24 protein-coding genes are annotated in these 20,062 nt (G+C 33.9%); 15 read left to right on the top strand and 9 right to left on the bottom strand.

Annotated elements, in window-relative coordinates:
• Positions 1-143: 143 nt before the first annotated feature.
• From AC3EMB_RS16150 to AC3EMB_RS16135, 4 genes are all read left to right on the top strand, one after another.
• A complete protein-coding gene (locus AC3EMB_RS16150; protein WP_423096973.1) occupies positions 144-1,163 on the top strand; it encodes a tyrosine-protein phosphatase in 1,020 nt (339 codons plus the stop codon).
• Positions 1,164-1,285: 122 nt separating this feature from the next.
• Positions 1,286-2,200 carry a phosphotransferase family protein gene (locus tag AC3EMB_RS16145; protein WP_366987203.1) on the top strand — a complete coding sequence of 305 codons (915 nt, stop codon included), beginning with the start codon at positions 1,286-1,288 and terminating at the stop codon, positions 2,198-2,200.
• Positions 2,201-2,244: 44 nt separating this feature from the next.
• Positions 2,245-2,955 (top strand): YjjG family noncanonical pyrimidine nucleotidase, encoded by a 711-nt coding sequence (locus AC3EMB_RS16140; RefSeq protein ID WP_488517140.1) that lies wholly within the window; start codon positions 2,245-2,247, stop codon positions 2,953-2,955.
• Positions 2,956-3,284: 329 nt separating this feature from the next.
• Positions 3,285-4,250 carry a tubby C-terminal domain-like protein gene (locus AC3EMB_RS16135; RefSeq protein WP_366987202.1) on the top strand — a complete coding sequence of 322 codons (966 nt, stop codon included), beginning with the start codon at positions 3,285-3,287 and terminating at the stop codon, positions 4,248-4,250.
• A gap of 47 nt (positions 4,251-4,297) precedes the next feature.
• On the opposite strand, the gene AC3EMB_RS16130 is transcribed toward AC3EMB_RS16135, so the two are convergent.
• The gene (locus AC3EMB_RS16130; protein WP_000896302.1) at positions 4,298-4,501 is read right to left on the bottom strand and encodes a helix-turn-helix transcriptional regulator; all 204 of its coding nucleotides are present in this window, start codon (positions 4,499-4,501) and stop codon (positions 4,298-4,300) included.
• On the bottom strand, positions 4,489-4,848 hold the full coding sequence (locus tag AC3EMB_RS16125) for a DUF3796 domain-containing protein (RefSeq protein ID WP_000859227.1): 360 nt from the start codon (positions 4,846-4,848) through the stop codon (positions 4,489-4,491). The genes AC3EMB_RS16130 and AC3EMB_RS16125 overlap by 13 nt, the downstream gene beginning before the upstream one ends.
• A 179-nt stretch (positions 4,849-5,027) precedes the next feature.
• Here AC3EMB_RS16125 and AC3EMB_RS16120 point away from each other — a divergent pair, with 179 nt between their 5' ends.
• The 5 genes from AC3EMB_RS16120 to AC3EMB_RS16100 all read left to right on the top strand — a co-directional run bounded on the left by AC3EMB_RS16120 (position 5,028) and on the right by AC3EMB_RS16100 (position 9,552).
• Positions 5,028-5,222, top strand: a complete 195-nt coding sequence (locus AC3EMB_RS16120) for a hypothetical protein (RefSeq protein ID WP_000958863.1) — start codon at positions 5,028-5,030, stop codon at positions 5,220-5,222.
• Positions 5,223-5,310: 88 nt separating this feature from the next.
• Complete coding sequence (locus AC3EMB_RS16115) at positions 5,311-6,036, top strand: ABC transporter ATP-binding protein (protein ID WP_000570204.1); 726 nt, start codon at positions 5,311-5,313, stop codon at positions 6,034-6,036.
• Positions 6,029-7,687, top strand: coding sequence for a putative ABC transporter permease subunit (locus AC3EMB_RS16110; RefSeq protein ID WP_488517139.1), 1,659 nt, complete (start codon positions 6,029-6,031; stop codon positions 7,685-7,687). Before AC3EMB_RS16115 ends, AC3EMB_RS16110 begins: the two co-directional genes overlap by 8 nt.
• Positions 7,688-7,744: 57 nt before the next feature.
• Positions 7,745-8,503, top strand: a complete 759-nt coding sequence (locus tag AC3EMB_RS16105) for an SDR family oxidoreductase (RefSeq protein ID WP_000716965.1) — start codon at positions 7,745-7,747, stop codon at positions 8,501-8,503.
• Between the two features lie 338 nt (positions 8,504-8,841).
• Positions 8,842-9,552, top strand: a complete 711-nt coding sequence (locus tag AC3EMB_RS16100) for a hypothetical protein (protein WP_095690491.1) — start codon at positions 8,842-8,844, stop codon at positions 9,550-9,552.
• A 61-nt stretch (positions 9,553-9,613) separates the two neighbouring features.
• Here the strand turns inward: AC3EMB_RS16100 and AC3EMB_RS16095 are convergent, their stop codons facing one another.
• Both AC3EMB_RS16095 and AC3EMB_RS16090 read right to left on the bottom strand, forming a co-directional pair.
• Complete coding sequence (locus AC3EMB_RS16095) at positions 9,614-10,552, bottom strand: hypothetical protein (RefSeq protein ID WP_098853011.1); 939 nt, start codon at positions 10,550-10,552, stop codon at positions 9,614-9,616.
• A gap of 71 nt (positions 10,553-10,623) precedes the next feature.
• Complete coding sequence (locus AC3EMB_RS16090) at positions 10,624-11,100, bottom strand: hypothetical protein (RefSeq protein WP_001056356.1); 477 nt, start codon at positions 11,098-11,100, stop codon at positions 10,624-10,626.
• 282 nt (positions 11,101-11,382) lie between these two features.
• Between AC3EMB_RS16090 and AC3EMB_RS16085 the strand changes: the two genes are divergently transcribed.
• Positions 11,383-12,441, top strand: coding sequence for a pyruvate kinase (locus AC3EMB_RS16085; RefSeq protein ID WP_488517138.1), 1,059 nt, complete (start codon positions 11,383-11,385; stop codon positions 12,439-12,441).
• Positions 12,442-12,481: 40 nt separating this feature from the next.
• Here the strand turns inward: AC3EMB_RS16085 and AC3EMB_RS16080 are convergent, their stop codons facing one another.
• Positions 12,482-12,763, bottom strand: a complete 282-nt coding sequence (locus AC3EMB_RS16080; RefSeq protein ID WP_003271045.1) for a DUF1292 domain-containing protein — start codon at positions 12,761-12,763, stop codon at positions 12,482-12,484.
• A 153-nt stretch (positions 12,764-12,916) separates the two neighbouring features.
• Positions 12,917-13,600, bottom strand: coding sequence for an NAD(P)H-dependent oxidoreductase (locus tag AC3EMB_RS16075; protein ID WP_488517137.1), 684 nt, complete (start codon positions 13,598-13,600; stop codon positions 12,917-12,919).
• A 129-nt stretch (positions 13,601-13,729) separates the two neighbouring features.
• Here AC3EMB_RS16075 and AC3EMB_RS16070 point away from each other — a divergent pair, with 129 nt between their 5' ends.
• The gene (locus AC3EMB_RS16070) at positions 13,730-14,110 is read left to right on the top strand and encodes a winged helix-turn-helix transcriptional regulator (protein WP_069355954.1); all 381 of its coding nucleotides are present in this window, start codon (positions 13,730-13,732) and stop codon (positions 14,108-14,110) included.
• Positions 14,111-14,200: 90 nt separating this feature from the next.
• On the opposite strand, the gene AC3EMB_RS16065 is transcribed toward AC3EMB_RS16070, so the two are convergent.
• The 3 genes from AC3EMB_RS16065 to AC3EMB_RS16055 form a co-directional block, all read right to left on the bottom strand.
• Positions 14,201-14,800 carry a hypothetical protein gene (locus tag AC3EMB_RS16065; protein ID WP_488517136.1) on the bottom strand — a complete coding sequence of 200 codons (600 nt, stop codon included), beginning with the start codon at positions 14,798-14,800 and terminating at the stop codon, positions 14,201-14,203.
• A 222-nt stretch (positions 14,801-15,022) separates the two neighbouring features.
• Positions 15,023-15,334 carry a hypothetical protein gene (locus tag AC3EMB_RS16060; RefSeq protein ID WP_000860701.1) on the bottom strand — a complete coding sequence of 104 codons (312 nt, stop codon included), beginning with the start codon at positions 15,332-15,334 and terminating at the stop codon, positions 15,023-15,025.
• 162 nt (positions 15,335-15,496) lie between these two features.
• On the bottom strand, positions 15,497-16,774 hold the full coding sequence (locus tag AC3EMB_RS16055; RefSeq protein ID WP_265939534.1) for a histidine--tRNA ligase: 1,278 nt from the start codon (positions 16,772-16,774) through the stop codon (positions 15,497-15,499).
• A 340-nt stretch (positions 16,775-17,114) separates the two neighbouring features.
• Here AC3EMB_RS16055 and ybaK point away from each other — a divergent pair, with 340 nt between their 5' ends.
• The 4 genes from ybaK to AC3EMB_RS16035 all read left to right on the top strand — a co-directional run bounded on the left by ybaK (position 17,115) and on the right by AC3EMB_RS16035 (position 20,057).
• Positions 17,115-17,591: a Cys-tRNA(Pro) deacylase gene (gene ybaK, locus AC3EMB_RS16050; RefSeq protein WP_000710852.1), complete on the top strand. Its 477-nt coding sequence runs from the start codon at positions 17,115-17,117 to the stop codon at positions 17,589-17,591.
• 269 nt (positions 17,592-17,860) lie between these two features.
• Positions 17,861-18,043: a hypothetical protein gene (locus AC3EMB_RS16045; protein ID WP_000875160.1), complete on the top strand. Its 183-nt coding sequence runs from the start codon at positions 17,861-17,863 to the stop codon at positions 18,041-18,043.
• A gap of 25 nt (positions 18,044-18,068) precedes the next feature.
• Complete coding sequence (locus AC3EMB_RS16040; RefSeq protein WP_000813121.1) at positions 18,069-18,578, top strand: DUF6141 family protein; 510 nt, start codon at positions 18,069-18,071, stop codon at positions 18,576-18,578.
• A 354-nt stretch (positions 18,579-18,932) separates the two neighbouring features.
• Entirely contained in the window at positions 18,933-20,057 is a 1,125-nt protein-coding gene (locus tag AC3EMB_RS16035; RefSeq protein WP_488517135.1) for a helix-turn-helix domain-containing protein, read from the top strand.
• Positions 20,058-20,062: the final 5 nt, after the last annotated feature.

Below are 20,062 nucleotides of genomic sequence, written 5' to 3'. Positions count from 1 at the left end.
GGGAACCCGTGTACAAATTTTGAACAAGTAAAAGAACTTTTCGCCTGTTTGTAAGATAAAAAGAAAAATGAGAACGACAAAGTAGTTATTCCTATAATACAATAGAGTAAGATTTGACTATAAGAGAAAGCGTTGGTGAAAGAATGGAGCAGCAAAGAAATTGGCTACAAGCAACTGTAGAGAGAAATGAAGATAATACGTTACAAATAAAATGGGAAAATAATACAGAAGAAGTTCGTATTTATTGGAGTACTTCACCAGAACATGTTGAAGAAACTGGAGAATTACTTGCAACGGTAAATGGAGAATTATCATATACAATTGAAAACCCGAGTGAAAATGAACGTCCATATTTTAGATTAGTAGGAAGTAATGGACAAGCAGTAACAGTAGCTGAGCGTAGACTGCCATTACAAGGCGCGTTTAACTTCCGTGATATGGGAGGATATGAAACGACAGAAGGCCGTAAAGTGAAATGGGGCAAATTATACCGTTCTGAAGAATTAGCAGGACTAACAGAATGGGATATTGCGTATTTACAAAAGTCTGGCTTAAAGTTAATTTGTGATTACCGTACAGACTTTGAAGTGAAGCATAAGCCGAATCCAGAAATTACAGGTGCTCGTCAAGTGTGCTTACCAGTTATGCAAGACTTAGCGAAAGACTTAAATATAAATGAGTTTTTCCAAGTTGGTGACCTTTCTATGTTAGGAAAACCAGGTGAGTATCTTGTGAAAATGAATCAAGATTTCGTAAGTGGTAACGAGGCATTCGTGAGCTTCTTAAACTTAGCGCAAAACCCGGAAAACTTACCATTAGTAAACCACTGCACAGCTGGAAAAGACCGTACTGGATTTGGATCAGCATTATTATTACTTTTACTAGGTGTACCGGAAAAAACAGTAATGGAAGATTACTTATTAAGTAACGGTTTCCGTGAAAAGTTAAACGAGAAAATGATGGCCTTTTTAGGTGCAAAACTACAAAACGATGAGAGTAGAGCGATATTAGGTGCGATGTTTGAAGCACGTGCTGAATACTTGCAAGCTGCGATTGGTGAAATTCAAAAGCAATACGGATCAGTTGAAGCATACGCTGAAAGGGCCCTTGGCTTTACGAAAGAGTCGTTAGAGGAAATGAAAGTGTTATTGCTGGAAGATTAATAATGAGAAGGAGGCTGATTTGGATTAGCCTCCTTTTACTATTGTTGCTATAATTTTGTTAATGAGGATGTTGTGCACCGAGGAGAAAATGGATGAAAAGAACTTAAGAATCGGGGGATAAAATGATTCATACACGTGTAAAAGCAGAGGGGTTAAGAGAAAAGCTGGCAACAATACTAAGTCAAGAGTATAAGGAACTAGCTATTCAAGATTTAAAGGTGATTGGAACGGGAGTGCAAAATATTGTTTTTCAAGGAGATTCAGAAAAGGGGTCTTTAGCATTTCGAGTACCGTGGGAAAGAGAAGTGGAAAATATAAATGAAGACTTATTTAACAGTCGGATTTCGTTGCAAAAGGAAGCGGAGCTGTCTAAGTATTGTCATTCAAAAGGTATTCCAGTACCAAGGATACACGGATTGCATCTTTCAACCGAACTTGATTTTTTAATTTCGGATTGTGTGTATGCTGATCGTACGCCAATTTCCGCATGCAAAATAGGGGAGTTAGTGAGCAAGCTTCATAGTATGCCAATTGATGGTTTGTATTACAAACAAAATATTAGAGAGCCCATTAGTAAGTATATAGCAGAACGAATTGTGAAACGGATAGAAGGGTTTAATACAATCACGGACTGTAAAATTAATCTTCCGAATACAAAAACAATTGAATATATTCTTAGTACAGCAGATCATGTAAAATGTTTATTACATATGGACATTCGACCAGCCAATTTAATCGGGTATAATGGAGAAGTTAAAGCAATAGTTGATTGGGATAACGCTTTAATTGGCCATCCATTGCTGGAGCTTATGAGAATAGCTGAAACAAATGAGGTTAGTTGGGATGAATTTAAAGATGGATATAAGAATGATAGTATCTTTAATGTTACTCCTCATATTGTTAGTTTATTTTATAGACTAGATACAGCGGTCATGCTAGCAAACTTATTTATAGCACATTTGAAAATAAAAGATAAAGGTGTATTCTATAAAGAGCGGGTTAAAGCGCTTCATCACGAAATATATAAAAATTTATAAGCAATGAGAACGAAGCTTTTAAAATAGGAATTGAGGAGAACATCATGAAATACAAAGTTATATTATTCGACGTAGATGATACATTATTAGATTTCCCTGAAACGGAAAGACACGCATTACATAATGCGTTTGTACAGTTTGGTATGTCTACAGGGTATAATGATTATCTTGCAAGTTATAAAGAGATTAGTAATGGATTATGGAGAGACTTAGAAAATAAAATGATTACGCTAAGTGAATTAGCCGTAGAGCGATTTAGACAATTATTTGCAATGCATAATATAGACGTAGATGCGCAGCAATTTAGTGATGTATACCTTGAAAATTTAGGGAAGGAAGTACATCTTATAGAAGGCGCAGTACAATTATGTGAAAATCTACAAGATTGCAAGTTAGGTATTATTACGAATGGATATACGAAGGTGCAACAATCAAGAATCGGAAATTCGCCTTTATGTAATTTCTTTGATCACATTATTATTTCTGAAGAAGTTGGTCATCAAAAACCAGCACGTGAGATTTTTGATTATGCGTTTGAGAAGTTTGGGATTACTGATAAATCAAGCGTACTAATGGTTGGAGATTCGTTAACTTCTGATATGAAAGGCGGAGAAGATTACGGCATTGATACGTGTTGGTATAATCCGAGTTTGAAAGAAAACGTGACAGATGTTAACCCGACTTATGAAGTGGAGAGTCTGCTACAAATTATAGAAATTGTAGAAGTGGCGGAAGAAAAGGTAGCTTCATTTTAATCATGCTGATATTTGTCGAAAAATCGATATATTGAAAAAATCGTTGATATATTGTAAGTTGTGATAGATATATTGAAAAAATCGTTGATATATTGTAAGTTGTGATAGATATATTTGAAAAATCGTTGATATATTGTAAGTTGCGATAGATATATTTGAAAAATCGCTCATATAAATTCATATACTAAGATATAGAACAAAAAAATAGAGCTACTATACAAGGTCATTCACGTGTTATAATGCGTGAATTAAATATGCGTATATAAATAGTTTCCTAGCGTGATGCGATGTCATGTATGATTAGTGTAACAACTAGAGGTGAATAAAGAATGTTAAAGTTTTTATTTGAGTTAGACAAGAATCTCCCGCAGAAGGATGAGCCACGGTATGATGCTTATTCAAAGGGCTTTATCGAAGGAGATGTAACGATTTGCGAGAGTGACAGCGTATTTTTTCAAAAATCATGTATGAAGGTTGCAGAGCTGGGCATTTATTTAGGTCAGTGGATGGAACAAGTTCAACATGGGCAGAACGTGCCTATGAAATATGAAACGGCTGACCGTGAAGAGGTAATTCTTGGTTTCTTCTATGAAGAGGATCATAATCAATGGAATGTTTTTTCCAGCTGGCAAGAATTTGAACTTCAAGAGCGTATAGCTACTACAACATTAATAGAGAGTGTTCAACGCTATTTGTATGAGCTAAATAAAGAACTGCGCATGATAGAATATCCTGTGACGTTTGATCAGTACTTAAGAGGAGAGCGAATGATGCAGCTCTCTTACAAACGACCGTGTGATAGCAAAGCAGATACGACACCGATAGAGGTTTATAATGGAAGTGAGCAAGTAGGCGTAGTAAGGGGCTATTATAAAAATACGCTGATGAGAGTGCTGGATTTTATTCCGAAAATTGGTAGTAATATTATTTATGAAATAAAGGATAGTAAGGACAATATTCGCGTCATTGCAAAGGATGTAAGTAGGCAGCGCCAAAGAAGGATTTTAGTAATGTACAAAGATAATCATGATGCAGAGCATGAAATACTTGTATGTGACGGAAAGTTATTGGATGCAAATTTCTTATTTACCTTTACATATAAGGCAGAAGAATATGTTGTTCATAAAACTTCATTTGGAATGGGAAAGTTATTACGAAAGGGCTATGTAATTGCAGATTGGAATATTCGTCTTGAGGAGGATATGTATTACATTGAGATGAATGTATATGATGAAGATTACATGCAGGATCGATACTTACTATTAGGCGTATTTCATGCGGTTTTATATGGATAATCAATAAAAAATACCGTCATTCTTCTTGGAAAGAATGACGGTATTTTTTATTTATCCTCAAAAATAAAAATCTCATCAATCGTACTATGTAATGCCTTCGCTATATCGTGAGCAAGTTGTAAGGAAGGATTGTATTTACCTTTTTCGAGATGACTAATTGTTTCACGTCGCACACCAACGCTCTTCGCTAAATCTTCTTGTGTCATGTTCAATTTGGCACGGTATTCTTTTATCTTCGTTACGAACGCCATGGTGCATCTTCCATTTCATCAACAGGTTTATCATAAAAGAACATAGAAAAGCCGAATGTAAGAATGAGTGTGCCGAAAATAAGAGCGATATCAATCTCTTGTAGCGTAGGGTTTGGAAATAACATTTCAATAAACATAATGATTGTGGTAGTTAGTAACGTAACGATAAATGCATTGCGACACGATTTATTGACAATTTGTTCAAACAGTTCATCGTGTTGAACTGTTCTATACGATGTGAAAAAGGAGAAGAAACAGAACATAGTAAACAATCCTTTTTCATAAAAAAATCCGAGGAAACCGAAGAAACCGAGAAATCCTAAATATTTTATCCAAGTTGTTTTCATGATAGGTCCTCCTTACGTTGTTAGAAATAAGTCACGTTATGTTACAAATATATCACAATTGGATAGGAATGGTAATAATAGTTTTCCAGTTTGCTTCATAATAATAGTAAAAAGAGGAAATATGCTGCGAAATAAAGAGGATAATATTGTAAAATGGTTGTAAGGAGGGGGAGGAAGAAATGCTAACTTGGATCATGATCGTTGTATTACTTGTAGTGATTACTGTCATTGCGACGGTGTTAATTGGGCGGAATGGTGATGCAAATTATAGCAAAGCGACAAAGGGGAATATTAAACGATTAACAATGATTTATATTATACTAGCTGTCGTTTTAGTTGTTGGATTAGGGGTGTATATTTATTTTAAAGGTTAAATAAACTGAAAAATGTAAAAATCTTAAAATAGAAGTATGCTATAATATCAATATAGTTATTTGGTAATTAAGGAAAGGATTGGATGGAATGATTGAAATTACGAATGTGTCAAAAAGTTATAATGGGTCTACTTATGCAGTAAAAGATTTAAGTTTATCTGTACCTAGCGGCGAAATCTTTGGATTTTTAGGACCGAATGGTGCGGGTAAATCCACGACAATTAAGATGATTACTGGCATTCACGGGGTGGACAAAGGGACTATTACGATTAACGGAAAAAATATTATGGAAGAGCCGATGGAAGCGAAGAAGACGTTTGGTTATGTGCCGGATAGCCCAGATATGTTTTTACGTTTAAAAGGAATTGAATATTTAAACTTTATGGCTGATATGTATGAAGTGCCGAAAGAAGTAAGACAAGAACGAATAGAGTCTTTAGCGAAGAAGTTTGATCTTTATAATGCATTATCTGATCAAATTCAAAGTTATTCGCACGGTATGAGACAAAAAATCGTTATTATTGGTGTGCTCGTGCATGAGCCAGATGTATGGATTTTAGATGAACCGTTAACAGGGCTTGATCCGAAATCTGCATATATTTTAAAAGAAATGATGAGAGAACATGCGGATAAAGGAAAGATTGTATTTTTCTCTACACACGTATTAGAAGTAGCGGAAAAAATATGTGACCGGGTTGCTATTATTAATAAGGGGAATTTGCAGTTTAAAGGAAATTTAGATGAAATGAGAGATCATTTTAAATCCAATGAATCACTTGAAAAAATGTTCTTGGAGATGACGGGCAATGAGTAAAATTTGGACGTTAACGAAGGTACTATTAAAGTTAAATTACGCAGATTTTATAGCAGATAAGAAGAAGCGATGGGCGTATTTATTTTCATTTGCAGCTATTTTATTTGTTGGATTTTTAATATTTGGTTCGATGACGCACGGAATGTATGAAGGTCTGAAACAATTAGGGCAAGGGCCGGGAATGATTATTGCAATGGGACTTGCGATTGCGAGTATATGGGTATTTTTAATGAGTATAACGAACATTTTAACTGTATTTTACTACAGCAATGATATTGAAATGTTACTGCCGTTACCATTAAAACCAGCGCAAATTATTTCGGCAAAATTTTTAACGGTATTAATTACACAATACGTAATGAGTTCATTTATTTTATTACCAATCTTCATTACGTACGGTTTAAAAAGTGGCGCATTTATTACATATTACATATATATGATTTTTATTTACTTACTCTTCCCAATCGTGCCGTTAGTATTAGCTTCGTTACTGATGACAATTATTATGAGGTATACAAATATAGCGAAAAATAAAGATCGAGGAAATATATTTATTGGAATCGTAAGTATATTATTTATTGTAGGAATTAACGTATTTATGCAGTGGAGAAATAAAAGTGCGTTTTCTGGAGATGGGGCTGCGGAATACCTTGTAAATAATCAATCTTCTCTTTTAGTACAAATGACAAATTATTTTCCAACTACATATTTTGGAGCAGTGGCATTAGTAGAAAATGCAAATTGGAAGGGACCTTTATATGTAATAATCTTTGCAGTTATTTCATTTGTCTTCTTTGTGTTGTTTTATTACATAGCAGAGCGTACATATTTAAAAGGGGTTATTGGACTTTCAACGAGTACAGCAAAGAAACAAGTTATTTCGGCGGAAGGTTTACAGAAATCAACAGTACAAAGTTCGCATTTAAAAGCGTATGTGAAAAAAGAATTTAAAACGTTATTCCGTACACCACAATTTTTCTTAAATTGCATTGTACAAACTTTCGTTATGCCAATTATGTTGTTCTTTATTTTATTTGTGCAAGATGGAAACTTAAAGTTTATTACAGAGCATATTAACAATCCAAAGACAACAGGATTTGCAATTGGTGTTGGTCTTTGTGCATCGTTATTTTTAATGGGTAGTAACGTCATTGCAACAACGTCATTTTCGCGAGATGGAAGCTCTTGGTTTGTGAATCGTTATTTACCAGTAAAGGCTTCGGATATCTTTTTTGCGAAAGCAATCACTGCTTGGTTAATTAATGTAATCATTTTAGCAGTATTCGGTATTACGATGGCAGTTGTAGCTGGGATTTCTCCAGTCTTCATGATACTGTGGTTTTTACTAAGTGCGAACGGGTTACTGTTAATTAATTTAATCGGAACACGCTGGGACGCACAAACTGCAGATATTCATTGGGATACAGAGCAGAAATTATTTAAAAGTCGATATACAACTTTATGGAATTTTTTAGCTAATATTTTAATAGCTTTAATTATTGTGGGGGGAGTAAGTGTATTATACTTCTTCCTTCATGTCGGACTGTGGGTTATGTTTATCGTTTTATTTGTAATGTTTACGATTGTAAATTATATCTTTATTAAAATGTTAAAATTAGGTGCTGAACGTATACTGTCAAATATTCAATAAGAAGATAGATCCTCTGTATTCATGCAGGGGATCTGTGTATAGATGGAGGAGAAAAAGGTGAAGAAAATAGCAATTGTAACAGGGGCAACTCGTCTGAATGGAATTGGTGCAGCTGTATGCAAGGTGCTTGCTCAAAAGGGGATAGACATTTTTTTCACGTACTGGCCAAAGTATGATAAAGCGATGCCATGGGGAATGAGTGATCAAGAACCCTTTTTGCTGAAAAAGGAAATTGAAAGTTACGATGTTCGATGTGAAATGGCAGAAATCAATTTATCGCAGTCTTATTCGCCAAATCGTTTGTTTTATATGGTATCAGAACGGTTAGGTGATCCATCTATTCTAGTTAATAATGCAGTATATTCTACTCATACGAGAATTGAGGAATTAGATGTAGAGCAGTTGGATAAACATTATACAGTTAATGTTCGGGCTACTATGCTATTAAGTTCATTGTTTATAAAACATTATTCACTTAAAACGGGCGGGAGTATTATTAATCTTACTTCAGGACAGTCAGTAGGTCCAATGCCAGATGAACTAGCATATGCAGCAACGAAAGGGGCAATTGAAGCATTTACAAAGTCAGTAGCACCAGTTGCGATGGAGAAGGGGATTACAGTGAATGCTGTAGATCCAGGACCGACGAATACAGGATGGATTACAGAGGAGCTGAAGCATCATTTAGTATGGAAGTTCCCGCAAGGTAAAGTAGGAGAACCGGTGGATGCTGCGCGCTTAATTTCTTTTTTAGTAAGTGAAGAAGCGAAATGGGTTACTGGGCAAGTCATTCACTCGAATGGTGGTTATTCATAAAAATATTATGTTAACAAATGTTGAGAAACAAAAAACGAAAGAAAATTTTATTTTTTTGTATAAATAAAATGTCAAGAAAGATAAAAATTTGATAGAAGAGTATATCGTCATATGAAGATAGTAATTCTTAATGTGACAATATACTCTTTTTCTTTTACTTGCAAGTAGAAAAATGAAGTAGAAGAAACTCGAATATTAAAATGAGTTTATCAGTTTTTGTACGTATTATTATGAAGATTACTGTCGGAAAGATGATAATTCGTATGAAAAGGGATTTTTTAAGGGGGAATCGAATCGTAAAGGGGAGGATAAATTATGTAAAACATAGGGGGATTTATATGAAAATGAAAAAGGTCGCTATCGCATCGATAACAATTGGTACAATGCTTACTATGGCAGCTTGTAGTCCTTCAGCAGATAAAGAAACGGAAAAGAAAGAGCAAGTAACTGCGCAAAATGATGGAGAAGCAAAAACGACAAGTGCAGATGAAGCGTCAAAAACAACGAAAGATACTGAAAAAGAAACAAATACTTCTTCAAATGAAAAAACAGATAAGGATGCAAAAAATACGAAAGAATCATCAGGAACAGAAAGTAATGGCAAAACGTCAACTCAAAACGAGAATGTAAAAACAAAAGAAAAAGAGACGACAGGAAAAACGAATGATCAAACGACTAGCGGGAAAACAACAGATACAAGCACAAGTACAAACAATAACGGAAAGACAACGAAAGATCCGAAGAAAAGTGTTGCTGTGAAAACGAATGTTAAAGAAGTTGTAGCATTAATTGATAGCTTGGACAAGCAGTTAGCTGCTAATCCGAAATTGGAAACAGTGAATAAGCTTGGCAAACAAATTAATGAAAAGTGGGATGTAATTGAAAAAGAGCTAGAGGCATCACATCCGACGGATTCTAAAACAATCGGTCAAAGTATGTATCCGTTAATTGTAGGAGCGGAGAAAGAAAAAATCGATATTAATAAAATGAAATCTTTAACGACGAAAACGAAAAAAGATTTAAATCAGTTATTGACGAAACTTTCGTAGTTTCAAAAGCCTACTCGTGTGAGTAGGCCTTTTTTGGTTGTTATACTGTGCATAGTATAACTTATTTATTTTCATTTTCAATTACGATGCGAAAAGAACTGAATGCTTGTTGACTGACATAATCTTCTTCGCTAACTTTAAAAGGAAATGGAAAAGCGACGAGTTGAAAATTACTTTCCTGATCCACTGAAGGCAATATGAAATTAAAGATTTGCCTCGTTTCAGGTGCAACTTTAGTATAAACGACTTTTCTATTGTTAAATATTTCAACTTGTTTCCAATCTTTAAAAGCCACGATTGCGTAAGTCATTTCATCATTCGTTTCATTACCGTTTGATAGGGTTAATTGCTTGCCTTCCTTTTCAAAGAAGACAGTTTGTAAGTTCTCTTCACGGTTCGTAACAAATAATGGTTCGTAAAGACCATCTTTTAAAATAGCATCTGGATCTATATGGGAGAGTTTTATTTTTTCGCTTTCTTTCTGAGGAGGATGCATTGAGTATCGCATACTTAGAATATCTTCTAAAATGGCTGCTTTATTTAAGTTATTATCTTTTAATTTGTATTCAGGTTTTTTAATTATTAAAAAGGTTAATTCACTTGCATTAGGAGAAGTGTGTAAAGAGATTTTCGTAGTCATTGAACTGTTTGGTTTCATATCAAAAAAATAGTGTGATATTTCATTAGTAGTATCTTCTATTTTAAAAGGTTTTTGTTCGTAATCTTCTAGAACAATTAATCCATATTTTCGGTTTTCGTTAATAGTATGTACGAATGATAATGATACATTAATTTTATTATCCTCACTAGTAATTGTACTACCGTTGTTAATATGTTGGCCTTGATTATCCTTCAATCCGTAAGAAATAGTATTGGTTTGTTGCCCTCTCTTATTTTCTTTAGAAGGTGGATGAGGTTGTATGATTGAAGTATTGAACAAAATATAAATTGTAAGTAATGAAATGAGTAAAACACCGATAATAATATATATTTGTTTCATAAATAGCACCTCAATATATGTAAAGTATTAGAGAAAAAAGATATGCAAGATGCATATCTTTTTTCTCTTTCTTACCAGAAGGCTTTTGTTTCATGATTCACATCATTATAACCACTTAATTTATAGGTATGATTACCGATAGCGTAATCATCTCCATAATAAACGCTTGTGTTGGTCGCTGTAGCACTGACAAAGGATGATTTTTTTGCACTATTACTTTTCGTATTTACTAATGAGCCATCGCCATTGAAAGTTCTTGCTTTTGCATAAACATAGTCTTCGGTCGTAGTTGATTTCGATTTAGCAACTGCATATGGGTTACCAAAAAAGGGAGTATATACGCTAATGTTAGAGTCATTCTTAGGTGCAGCTGCAACAGTCAAACTAGGAACACTAGATGTTTTTGTTGATTGAATTGTATCAAAGTCAACTAAAACGGGCTGCTTGTCTACAGTATCGACCTCTGAAGCACTTGCGTTATTAGTAAAACCAAAACCTAAAACCGCTAACCCTAAAGTTGTCACCGATAAAGATTTTTTCATATTCACTAATTTTCCCACCTTTTTAAATTTTTGAGTTCGAACTCAATTCATACAATATATGAAAATTTCGAAACTCTCAATGGTTTATCCCATACTTAACTTTTCTTTTACTTTCGATTCAACATGTCTTCATTTGCAAAAAAGCGAATATATCTTCTAATGCTTAGCCAGCAAGGGATACAGGTTTAATTTTATGAAATTCATGTAAATTTAAATCTATTCATGTCAGAATCTCTGTTATTTTTAAGTTCATATGGGAAACTTATTAAAAAAAGGATGGTGACAAAAATGACAATCGATCGAATTTGTACAATTGGACCCGCAAGTAATAATAAAGAAACATTAGCACAGTTAATAAAGAATGGTATGAAAATTGTTCGACTGAATTTATCGCATGGCACGCATGAAAGTCATAAAGACATCATTCGTTTAGTGAAATCATTAGATGACTCTATTAAATTTTTGGGTGATGTACAAGGTCCTAAAATAAGATTAGGTGAAGTGAAGGGAGAGCAAATTACACTTCAGGCAGGAGATTCTTTTATTTTACATACACAACCAGTTACAGGGAGTAATACAGAAGCAAGCGTTGATTATGAAGGAATTGCGAATGATGTGAAAGTAGGCAGTAGAATTTTAATTAATGATGGAGAAGTTGAATTAATTGTTGAAAAGATAAGAACGGATAAAATAGAAACGAAGGTAAAAACAGGTGGCAATATCTCATCTCATAAAGGAGTTAATTTACCAGATGCGGCTGTTCGTTTACCAGCTATTACAGAGAAAGATAAAAAAGATATTCAGTTTCTTTTAGAAGAGAATGTTGATTTTATCGCGTGTTCTTTCGTAAGAAAACCTAGTCATATAAAAGAAATACGAGATTTTATACAACAGTATAAAGAAACGTCACCTAATGTAATTGCAAAAATAGAAACGATGGAAGCAATCGAGAATTTTCAAGATATATGTAAAGAAGCAGATGGAATTATGATTGCAAGGGGCGATTTAGGAGTAGAGTTACCGTATCAATGCATTCCGCTTTTACAGAAAATGATGATTCAGGAATGTAATCGAACGAATACATATGTCATTACAGCAACACAAATGCTTCAATCTATGGTAGATCATTCTATTCCAACAAGAGCAGAGGTGACTGATGTGTTTCAAGCTGTACTGGACGGGACGAATGCAGTTATGCTTTCAGCTGAAAGTGCATCAGGAGAACATCCAATCGAAAGTGTGAGAACATTACGTCTCGTTTCAGAATTTGCAGAGCATGTTAAAAAAGATGGACCTTTTGCGATGAAAGATGTACTGGAGTTACTGCATAAATCACTGAATGAGTGATGAATAAAAAAAGAGGGTGGATATGCATCCCCCCTCGTGTTTACTCTTGTTCTTGTTCATCTAAAATCTTATCAAAAGCAGCAGATACTTTATCAAACTCTTCATCATTTTCAATGTATGAAAACTCATTATCTTCTTCTACTTTTAAAAAGAAAATATCAATGTCTTCCTCAGTTTCTGTTTGGATATCTTCAACAAAGGCAACTGCAATATATTCTGCACCTTCGACATCCATTGCTCCAAGTACTTCTACTTCCTGATCCTCATTATTCTCATCGCTAAGTGTAAACACTTCGCCAACTTCAATATCAGACATATTCATTCTCCTCCTGTTCGACTCTAAAAATAGAGCACTCAAACTGTATACATACTAACATATCTTTCCATGAAAAACCAAATTCATACGTAAGAAAACAATTGATTCTTCTTTAGTATGAGTATACAGCTATTAGGAGCATTATTTGTCTGTGCTATATTACTTAATCCATTCAACAATTGTATCCATAGTCTGTCTTGTTTTATCACGCTTTGGCTCTTCTTTACGGTAACCAAAGGCAACCATAACTGATACTTCAAGATTAGCGCCTTGTATAATGCCTTCTTGACGAAGTAAAGAATCTACTTCCTCTTTATCAAATCCTTCTATTGGACAAGAATCAATACCGATTTGAGCTGCACTCGTCATCATATTACCTAAAGCAATATAAGTTTGTTTAGATGCCCAATCAAATACAGCACGATCGGATTGTAATAAGTTAAAATCTGTTTCCTGGAACTTTTTGAAGAATTCATATCTGATTTTTTGAGTGTCTTCAGGCAATCCAATAATATCGTTCATCATATATTTAATATACTCTGCATCATAATGCATATCTTTAATGTTTCTTGAAAGAACAATAACAAAATGACTAGCTGTTGCAAGTTGCCCACCAGCGCCCCATGAATACGGTTGTAGTTTTTCTCTTAATTCTTTATTTTGTACGACAATAAATTTCCAAGGTTCATATCCAAAAGAAGAAGGAGATAATCTGCCTGTTTCTAAAATGAATTTAAAATCCTCTTCTGAAATTTTGTGCATAGGATTGAACTCTTTACATGCATGTCTGAAATGAAAAGCCTCCATAATTTTTTCTTTTGTAATTTCTTTTGTATTTGTCATAAAAGTTCCTCTTTTCATGAATTTATTTTTGTAAGTAAAGTATATTTTTAAAGTAACATAGATACAAGTACGCACATTTATGTGGTATAGTATCAAAAAAGATACTAATGTTAAGGGAAGGGAGTTATTATGGATTGTCCAAACGAAAATAATATAAATTACCCATTTTTAAATAAATATTCTTGTCCAGTTGAAGCTATGGTTGAGGTGATTGGAGGGAAATGGAAAGGGGTAATTTTGTATCATTTATTAGATGGTACAAAGCGGTTTAATGAATTAAAAAGATTAAAACCAAATATCACACAAAGAATGTTAACACTGCAGCTGAGAGAACTTGAAGCAGATGGCATCATACATCGCGAAGTATACCGTGAAGTGCCGCCAAAAGTAGAATATTCATTAACTGAGCTTGGTGAATCACTACGTCCAGTGATTCTATTAATGATGGAATGGGCAACTCATAATATGGAGAAGGTTTTGGAGAGTAGGAATACGAAAGATAATAATTAAGAGTTGAAATTGGTATAGATGAGATATGTGAAATAGTTGTAGAAATAAAAGGTGTTTCCATACGTGAAAACACCTTTTATTTCTATATTTTTACTTTTTAACTTCAACTGCTGAAGTTGGAAAGTTATTTAAGTTTGCAATTTGACCATACCAATCAGCATGTTTAAAAACAACACCTTTTCCATATCCTTCAGTTGAAGTACGTTCCCATAGTGTTGTTGAATAGCTAGCGGTAGGGGATGCTGTACGTACAGAAACAATTTGATTTTGCCAACTAGCAGACAAGTTTTTATAACCGCTACTTACAGAAAAATACTCGCTACCTTGATTTGTGCGTTTATAGAAGTCTGTACTACCAGGTCCGCTTCCTCCAACACCAAGGGGAGTGATTGAATTATTCAACCTTTGTTTATCTTTTTCAATAAAAGCCTCTAAACTTTCTTTGCTCGAAAATCCATAAGATAACCAGTCACCATTTTGATTTTGTTTCGGTAGAACTAACGTTATTTTTACGTCTTCATTTAATGGAGCACTCAATTTGTTAAACGAATCAACAGTCTTTTCATCTACAGTTACATATTCGAAAGAGGAAATCGTATAATCTTTTTCGGTACTAGCTGATACTAATCCCATTCCTCCAGTTAACGACGAAACAGTTAATAATGCACCTGCTACCAACTTTTTAAGCATGGATTCATCTCCTTAAAACTTAGATTTTTTACATAACTAAAATGTATGTTAATTCGAATGTATTATAAATATTTAGAAATTTATAAAAATTAAACAGAATATTCTTTTATTAGTCTTGAGTAAGGAAAGTAATTAAAAATGAAAAAAAGGTTTACTTAAAAAGTAAATCCTTTTTGCCGACCTATCTCAAAACTCTATGGATTAAAGTTTCATTTTATCCATCTATGAATCATACACTTCTTTTGCATTCATAGAAACAGCATCTAATAAAAGAAAAATGGCTGCTATAATATGTAGAAGGATTTCTATATAAGGAAAGAAGGCAACTAGAGTAACGATAATACCTATATAATGAGCGTACGTATTCATCCCTGCTTTTTTAGCTAATAAAATAGTAGTGATATGTAAAGCAATCAATAGTAGTAAAGGTAATCCATCTAGGTTAACAAGACTTGGAAATAAATAATAACAAGGAATTAATAAAAGATGATAGATTCCTGTGATCCATTTTAGTGCTTGTATGTAAGTTTTCAAAGTGAACCCTCCTAAAACAATCCATATCTGTATATTACCAAAAATAATAGGTGATTGGATATTAAATACTTGTGGTTTTTAGTTGAATATAATCTTTTTATGTTAACTAATTGTTTCTTGTTCTATAAAATAGAAAAACCACCCAAACGAGGGTGGTTCGTATTATAAATAACTACTTAAAGAAGAAAAGGAGACCTTCACCTCACTACCTTCCTTCATATTTCGCAGCATAACGGTTTCTGTACTAAGTTCGTCTTCACCAATGATAAGCACATAAGGGATATTCTCTTTATTGGCATAATTAAGGGCACGTTTTAATTTGCGTCCTGCTAGTTCAAGTTCAACTTTTAAGGAAGTGGTAGAACGTAATTGCTGGGCAATTTGTAAGCATTGTAATTCTGTCCCGAGTGGGATGATAAATAGATCCGCTGTAGATGAGATTGTTTCTTTCTGCGATAGTGCTGTATAAATAACGTCTAAACCGAATGAAATACCGACTGTTGGATAGTTCATATTATCACCACGGAATGCTCCGATAATGTTATCGTAACGGCCGCCACTACCTATGCTAGATGTAATTGAGCCATCTTTTAGGAAGATTTCATATACAGTCCCTGTATACATTGTGAGTCCTCTTGCTAAAAACGGATTGAATATCGTATTTTCATTTATTCCGAGAGCGATTAAATATTGCTGTAATTGTTGTAATTCGTTTACGCCATCGGCAACGAGTTGGTTATTGAAAGCTTCTTTAAAGTCAGCAATTGTAAGCTTTAGACAAGATAATACAGTATTACATATTGTATCAGCCATTTCTTCAGAAATTCCGCGCTCTAATACATCTTTTCGTACACCATCAATCCCAATCTTTTCGATTTTGTCTAATGATAAAATGACGTCACTCGTTAGTTCAGTAGGGATGTTAATGGACTCGAGAATACCGTTTAATAATTTTCGGTTATTATATTGAATCGTTACTTCTAAGTTTAACGTTCGGAATAGTTCAAACGCCATGCTCATAAGATCAGCTTCTGCCATGACGGATTCTACACCGACTATATCAACGTCGCATTGTATAAATTCACGGAATCTCCCTTGTTTAATTGGCCCATCTCGAAATACTTTCCCAATTTCATAACGTTTAAAAGGGAGGCGAATATTCGGATTCATCGCCACGACTTTTGCGAATGGAATGGTTAAATCGTATCGTAAGGCAAGGTCGCGTTTTCCTTGATCCTTTAGCGTATATATTTCTTTTAATATTTCATCGCCACCGCCGTACTTGTAAGACATAAGCTCATACATATTTAACGTTGGTGTCTCTAACGGTTTGCATCCGTATCGTTCAAACGTATCTTCACAAGCCCTTTTAATTTTATTTCGCAGCACTTGCTCCTCTGGTAAATAGTCTTTCGTGCCTTTTACATTTTTCATTTCCATTGTAATCACTCCTTTTTTAAATTAAAAAAAGCTATGCAGGTATAAAAATACCCACATAGCTTTATGAACGCTTCGTGGGTCAACAGGAAAAGCCCTGTACCCACGAAGAAAAATTTTTCTTCGGATACACGGCGTTACGTATGATGATGAAGTTGGAAAGAAGTATTAAAATTTCGCATTACAAATCTCTCCTTAACATAAGTTTTTCCAAATTATATCAGATGATTTTTGAATTATCAATATTTTTAGTTTTGAAATATACGTGAAGTTATGTAGGAGAAATGGAAAAGGGTGTATAATAAAACTTAATAATATGAAATAACCTTTTAAGGAGAACGTTATGAAAAAAGATAAAACAAATGCGATGCGAATATTAGATAAAGAAAAAATTGAATATTCGATGATGTCATATGATCCAGACGATGGGAAAATTGATGGCGTATCAGTAGCCGAGAAAATTGGACGAGAAGTGAGAGAAGTATATAAAACGTTAATCGCTCAAGGGAATAGTAAAAATTATCATGTGTTTATTATTCCGGTAGATGAGGAACTAAATTTAAAAGCTGCCGCAAAAGCAGTAAGTGAAAAGAAGATTGAAATGATTGCTGTGAAAGATATTACGAAAGTGTCAGGATATATTCGTGGTGGTTGTTCACCAGTCGGAATGAAGAAGTTATTTTCTACATGTATTGATGAAAGTGCTCAATCACTTGAAACGATGATAGTAAGTGGCGGGAAAATTGGTATACAAATTGAGCTTAAAGTAGATGACTTGGCGAAAGTGACGAGAGCGCAGTTTGGAGAGGTAACGAAGTAAATATACATAGGAAAAGAAGTTCTTGTTTTATTAAATTTAGATAAAGATTTATAGGATAATTAGTCCATTATGAGGACGGATTATCCTTTTTTCTTGCTACTGATCATGAGACGTTATGTTAACCAAGTGTGTATACAATATTCAACCGAAAACAAACAACATATCAACTCTATAAAATGGTAAAATAGGGAAAAGGTCATTCTGAATAATACCTTTAGAAACCACTATTTATCACATAGGGGTTTTCAAAAAAGTAAAGGGGGGGATAAATGAAATATATTAATGGATTGTACATAGCACTTATATTGATGATGTTCATTAATTTACTTAATTTCACAATTTTTGATAATAAATACTCAGGGATAACAATGTATCTTTCTTCCGTTATATTCATAATTGGGAGCGCATTTTTTGGAAGTGCAAAACGGCTTAAAATGAGTGAGAAAAAATAAACCTTTTAGGAGGTTATAATCATTAATGAAACAACAAGAACAAGTAATCTTTCGTGAGGTTCAGCGATCCCCAATTTGGGTATGGATACTCATATTAGGGATCTCCATGCTGATGTGGTATGGATTTATTCAACAAATTATTCTTGATATCCCGTTTGGAGATAAACCAGCTTCTAATGGTGTCTTAATTGTTATGTGGTTGTTGTTCGGGATTGCCTTTCCTGTATTAATGCTTGGAGTATTGAAACTGATCATTGAGGTCCGTGAAAAAGGTCTTTATGTCCGCTTTGTTCCTTTTCATTTTCAATATAAGCAGTACCTTTTCAAAGATATACACCATTATGAATGCATTACTTACAGTCCAATAAAACGATTTGGAGGATGGGGAATTCGTTTTAACCTTAAGAATGAAAAGGCCTATAACATGAATGGAAATAAAGGTATAGAGTTAAAGTTGCAATATAACACAGTAGTAATCGGCACTCAAAAATCAGATGAATTAAAAAAAGCACTGGACTCAGTACAAAAAGTATAATGAAAATTAAACTTTAACAAACGGGCACAATTCAACAATTTCTACTAGGTATACCTACTTTAAAAACAACTTAAATTTACTTCCAATATCGAAAATTATGTAAATAAGTTGTTCACTGGATTCCCATAGAAAACTGTGATGAGATGAAATGTTTGATTTTGAAGCACTTCAAAATCTTAGCTAGATGGCTATGTATCGGTACCGACATTAAAAAGGCAGGAACATATCAAATATGTTCCTGCCTTTGATTTTAGACAGATGTTTCCTAACAGTTGATTTTGTAAATGAAAGTCGAATTTAAATCCATATTTTGTGTGAAATATAAAACATATAATAAAAGTATGAGGTGATACAGTGAGAGAGATTCATATTCATAAAATCATTGCGAATAAGAGAAAAGAAAAGGGAATTACGCAGGAAGAGTTAGCGGCGTATATCGGTATTACGAAGGCATCTGTTTCCAAATGGGAGACGGGGCAGAGTTATCCGGATATTACATTTTTACCACTATTAGCATCATACTTTAACATTAGTATAGATGAACTAATTAGTTATACACCACAAATGGAGCAGGAAGATATTAAAAATTTATATCATCGACTAGCCGAAGCTTTTAGTGAAGAACCGTTTGATGAAGTAATGATGGAGTGCAGGGGAATAATCAAAAAATATTATTCTTGTTTTCCATTATTAATTCAAATAGGAATACTTTTTATTAATCATCACATGTTAACAGAGGACACGGATAGAGGAATTGAAATTTTAGAAGAGGCAATGAATCTCTTTAGCAGAGTGCAGGAAGAAAGTGACGATGTTTCTCTTGTGAAAGAGGCGGCATCGTTTCAAGCAACTTGCTATCTTATACTCAATAGACCAAATGAAGTGCTTCAATTACTTGGCGAAACGATACGTCCTAACTTTCCAGAGGAAGATCTAATCGCACAGGCGTATCAAATGCTTGGAAATACTGAGAAGGCAAATGAAGTGATGCAAATTAGTATGTATCAACATTTAATACAACTCGTTGGGACAATACCGAATTATGTAGTAGTAAATGCTTCAAGCGCTGAAAAAGTAGAGGTAATTTTAAATAGAGCTTTTATGTTAATAGATATATATGAATTAGAAACGTTACATCCCAATATGACTTTAAAAGTATACTATGCTGCTGCACAAGTATATTGCATGCAAGGGGATTTTGAAGGTTCATTAGAAATGCTACGGAAATATGCAGCGGTTTGTACGAATAGCTTCACAGTAAATAGCCTGCATTTACACGGCGATTCCTATTTTGATGCGATTGATGGATGGTTTGCAGAATTTCCACTTGGTGCTAAAACAGTTAGAAATGAAGAGATTATAAAGCGAAGCATGCTACAAAGCATTGCAGAGAACCCGGTTTTCGTTCCGATGAAAGATGTAAGAGAGTACAAAAATATAATAGCGAGTTTGAAATTCAAATTAGATATAACGGAATAGAAGGA

This window comes from Bacillus sp. LQ16 (assembly GCF_057784645.1).
The sequence above is the reverse complement of the archived record's forward strand: the minus strand, read 5'-3'. Positions and strand labels throughout refer to the sequence as shown.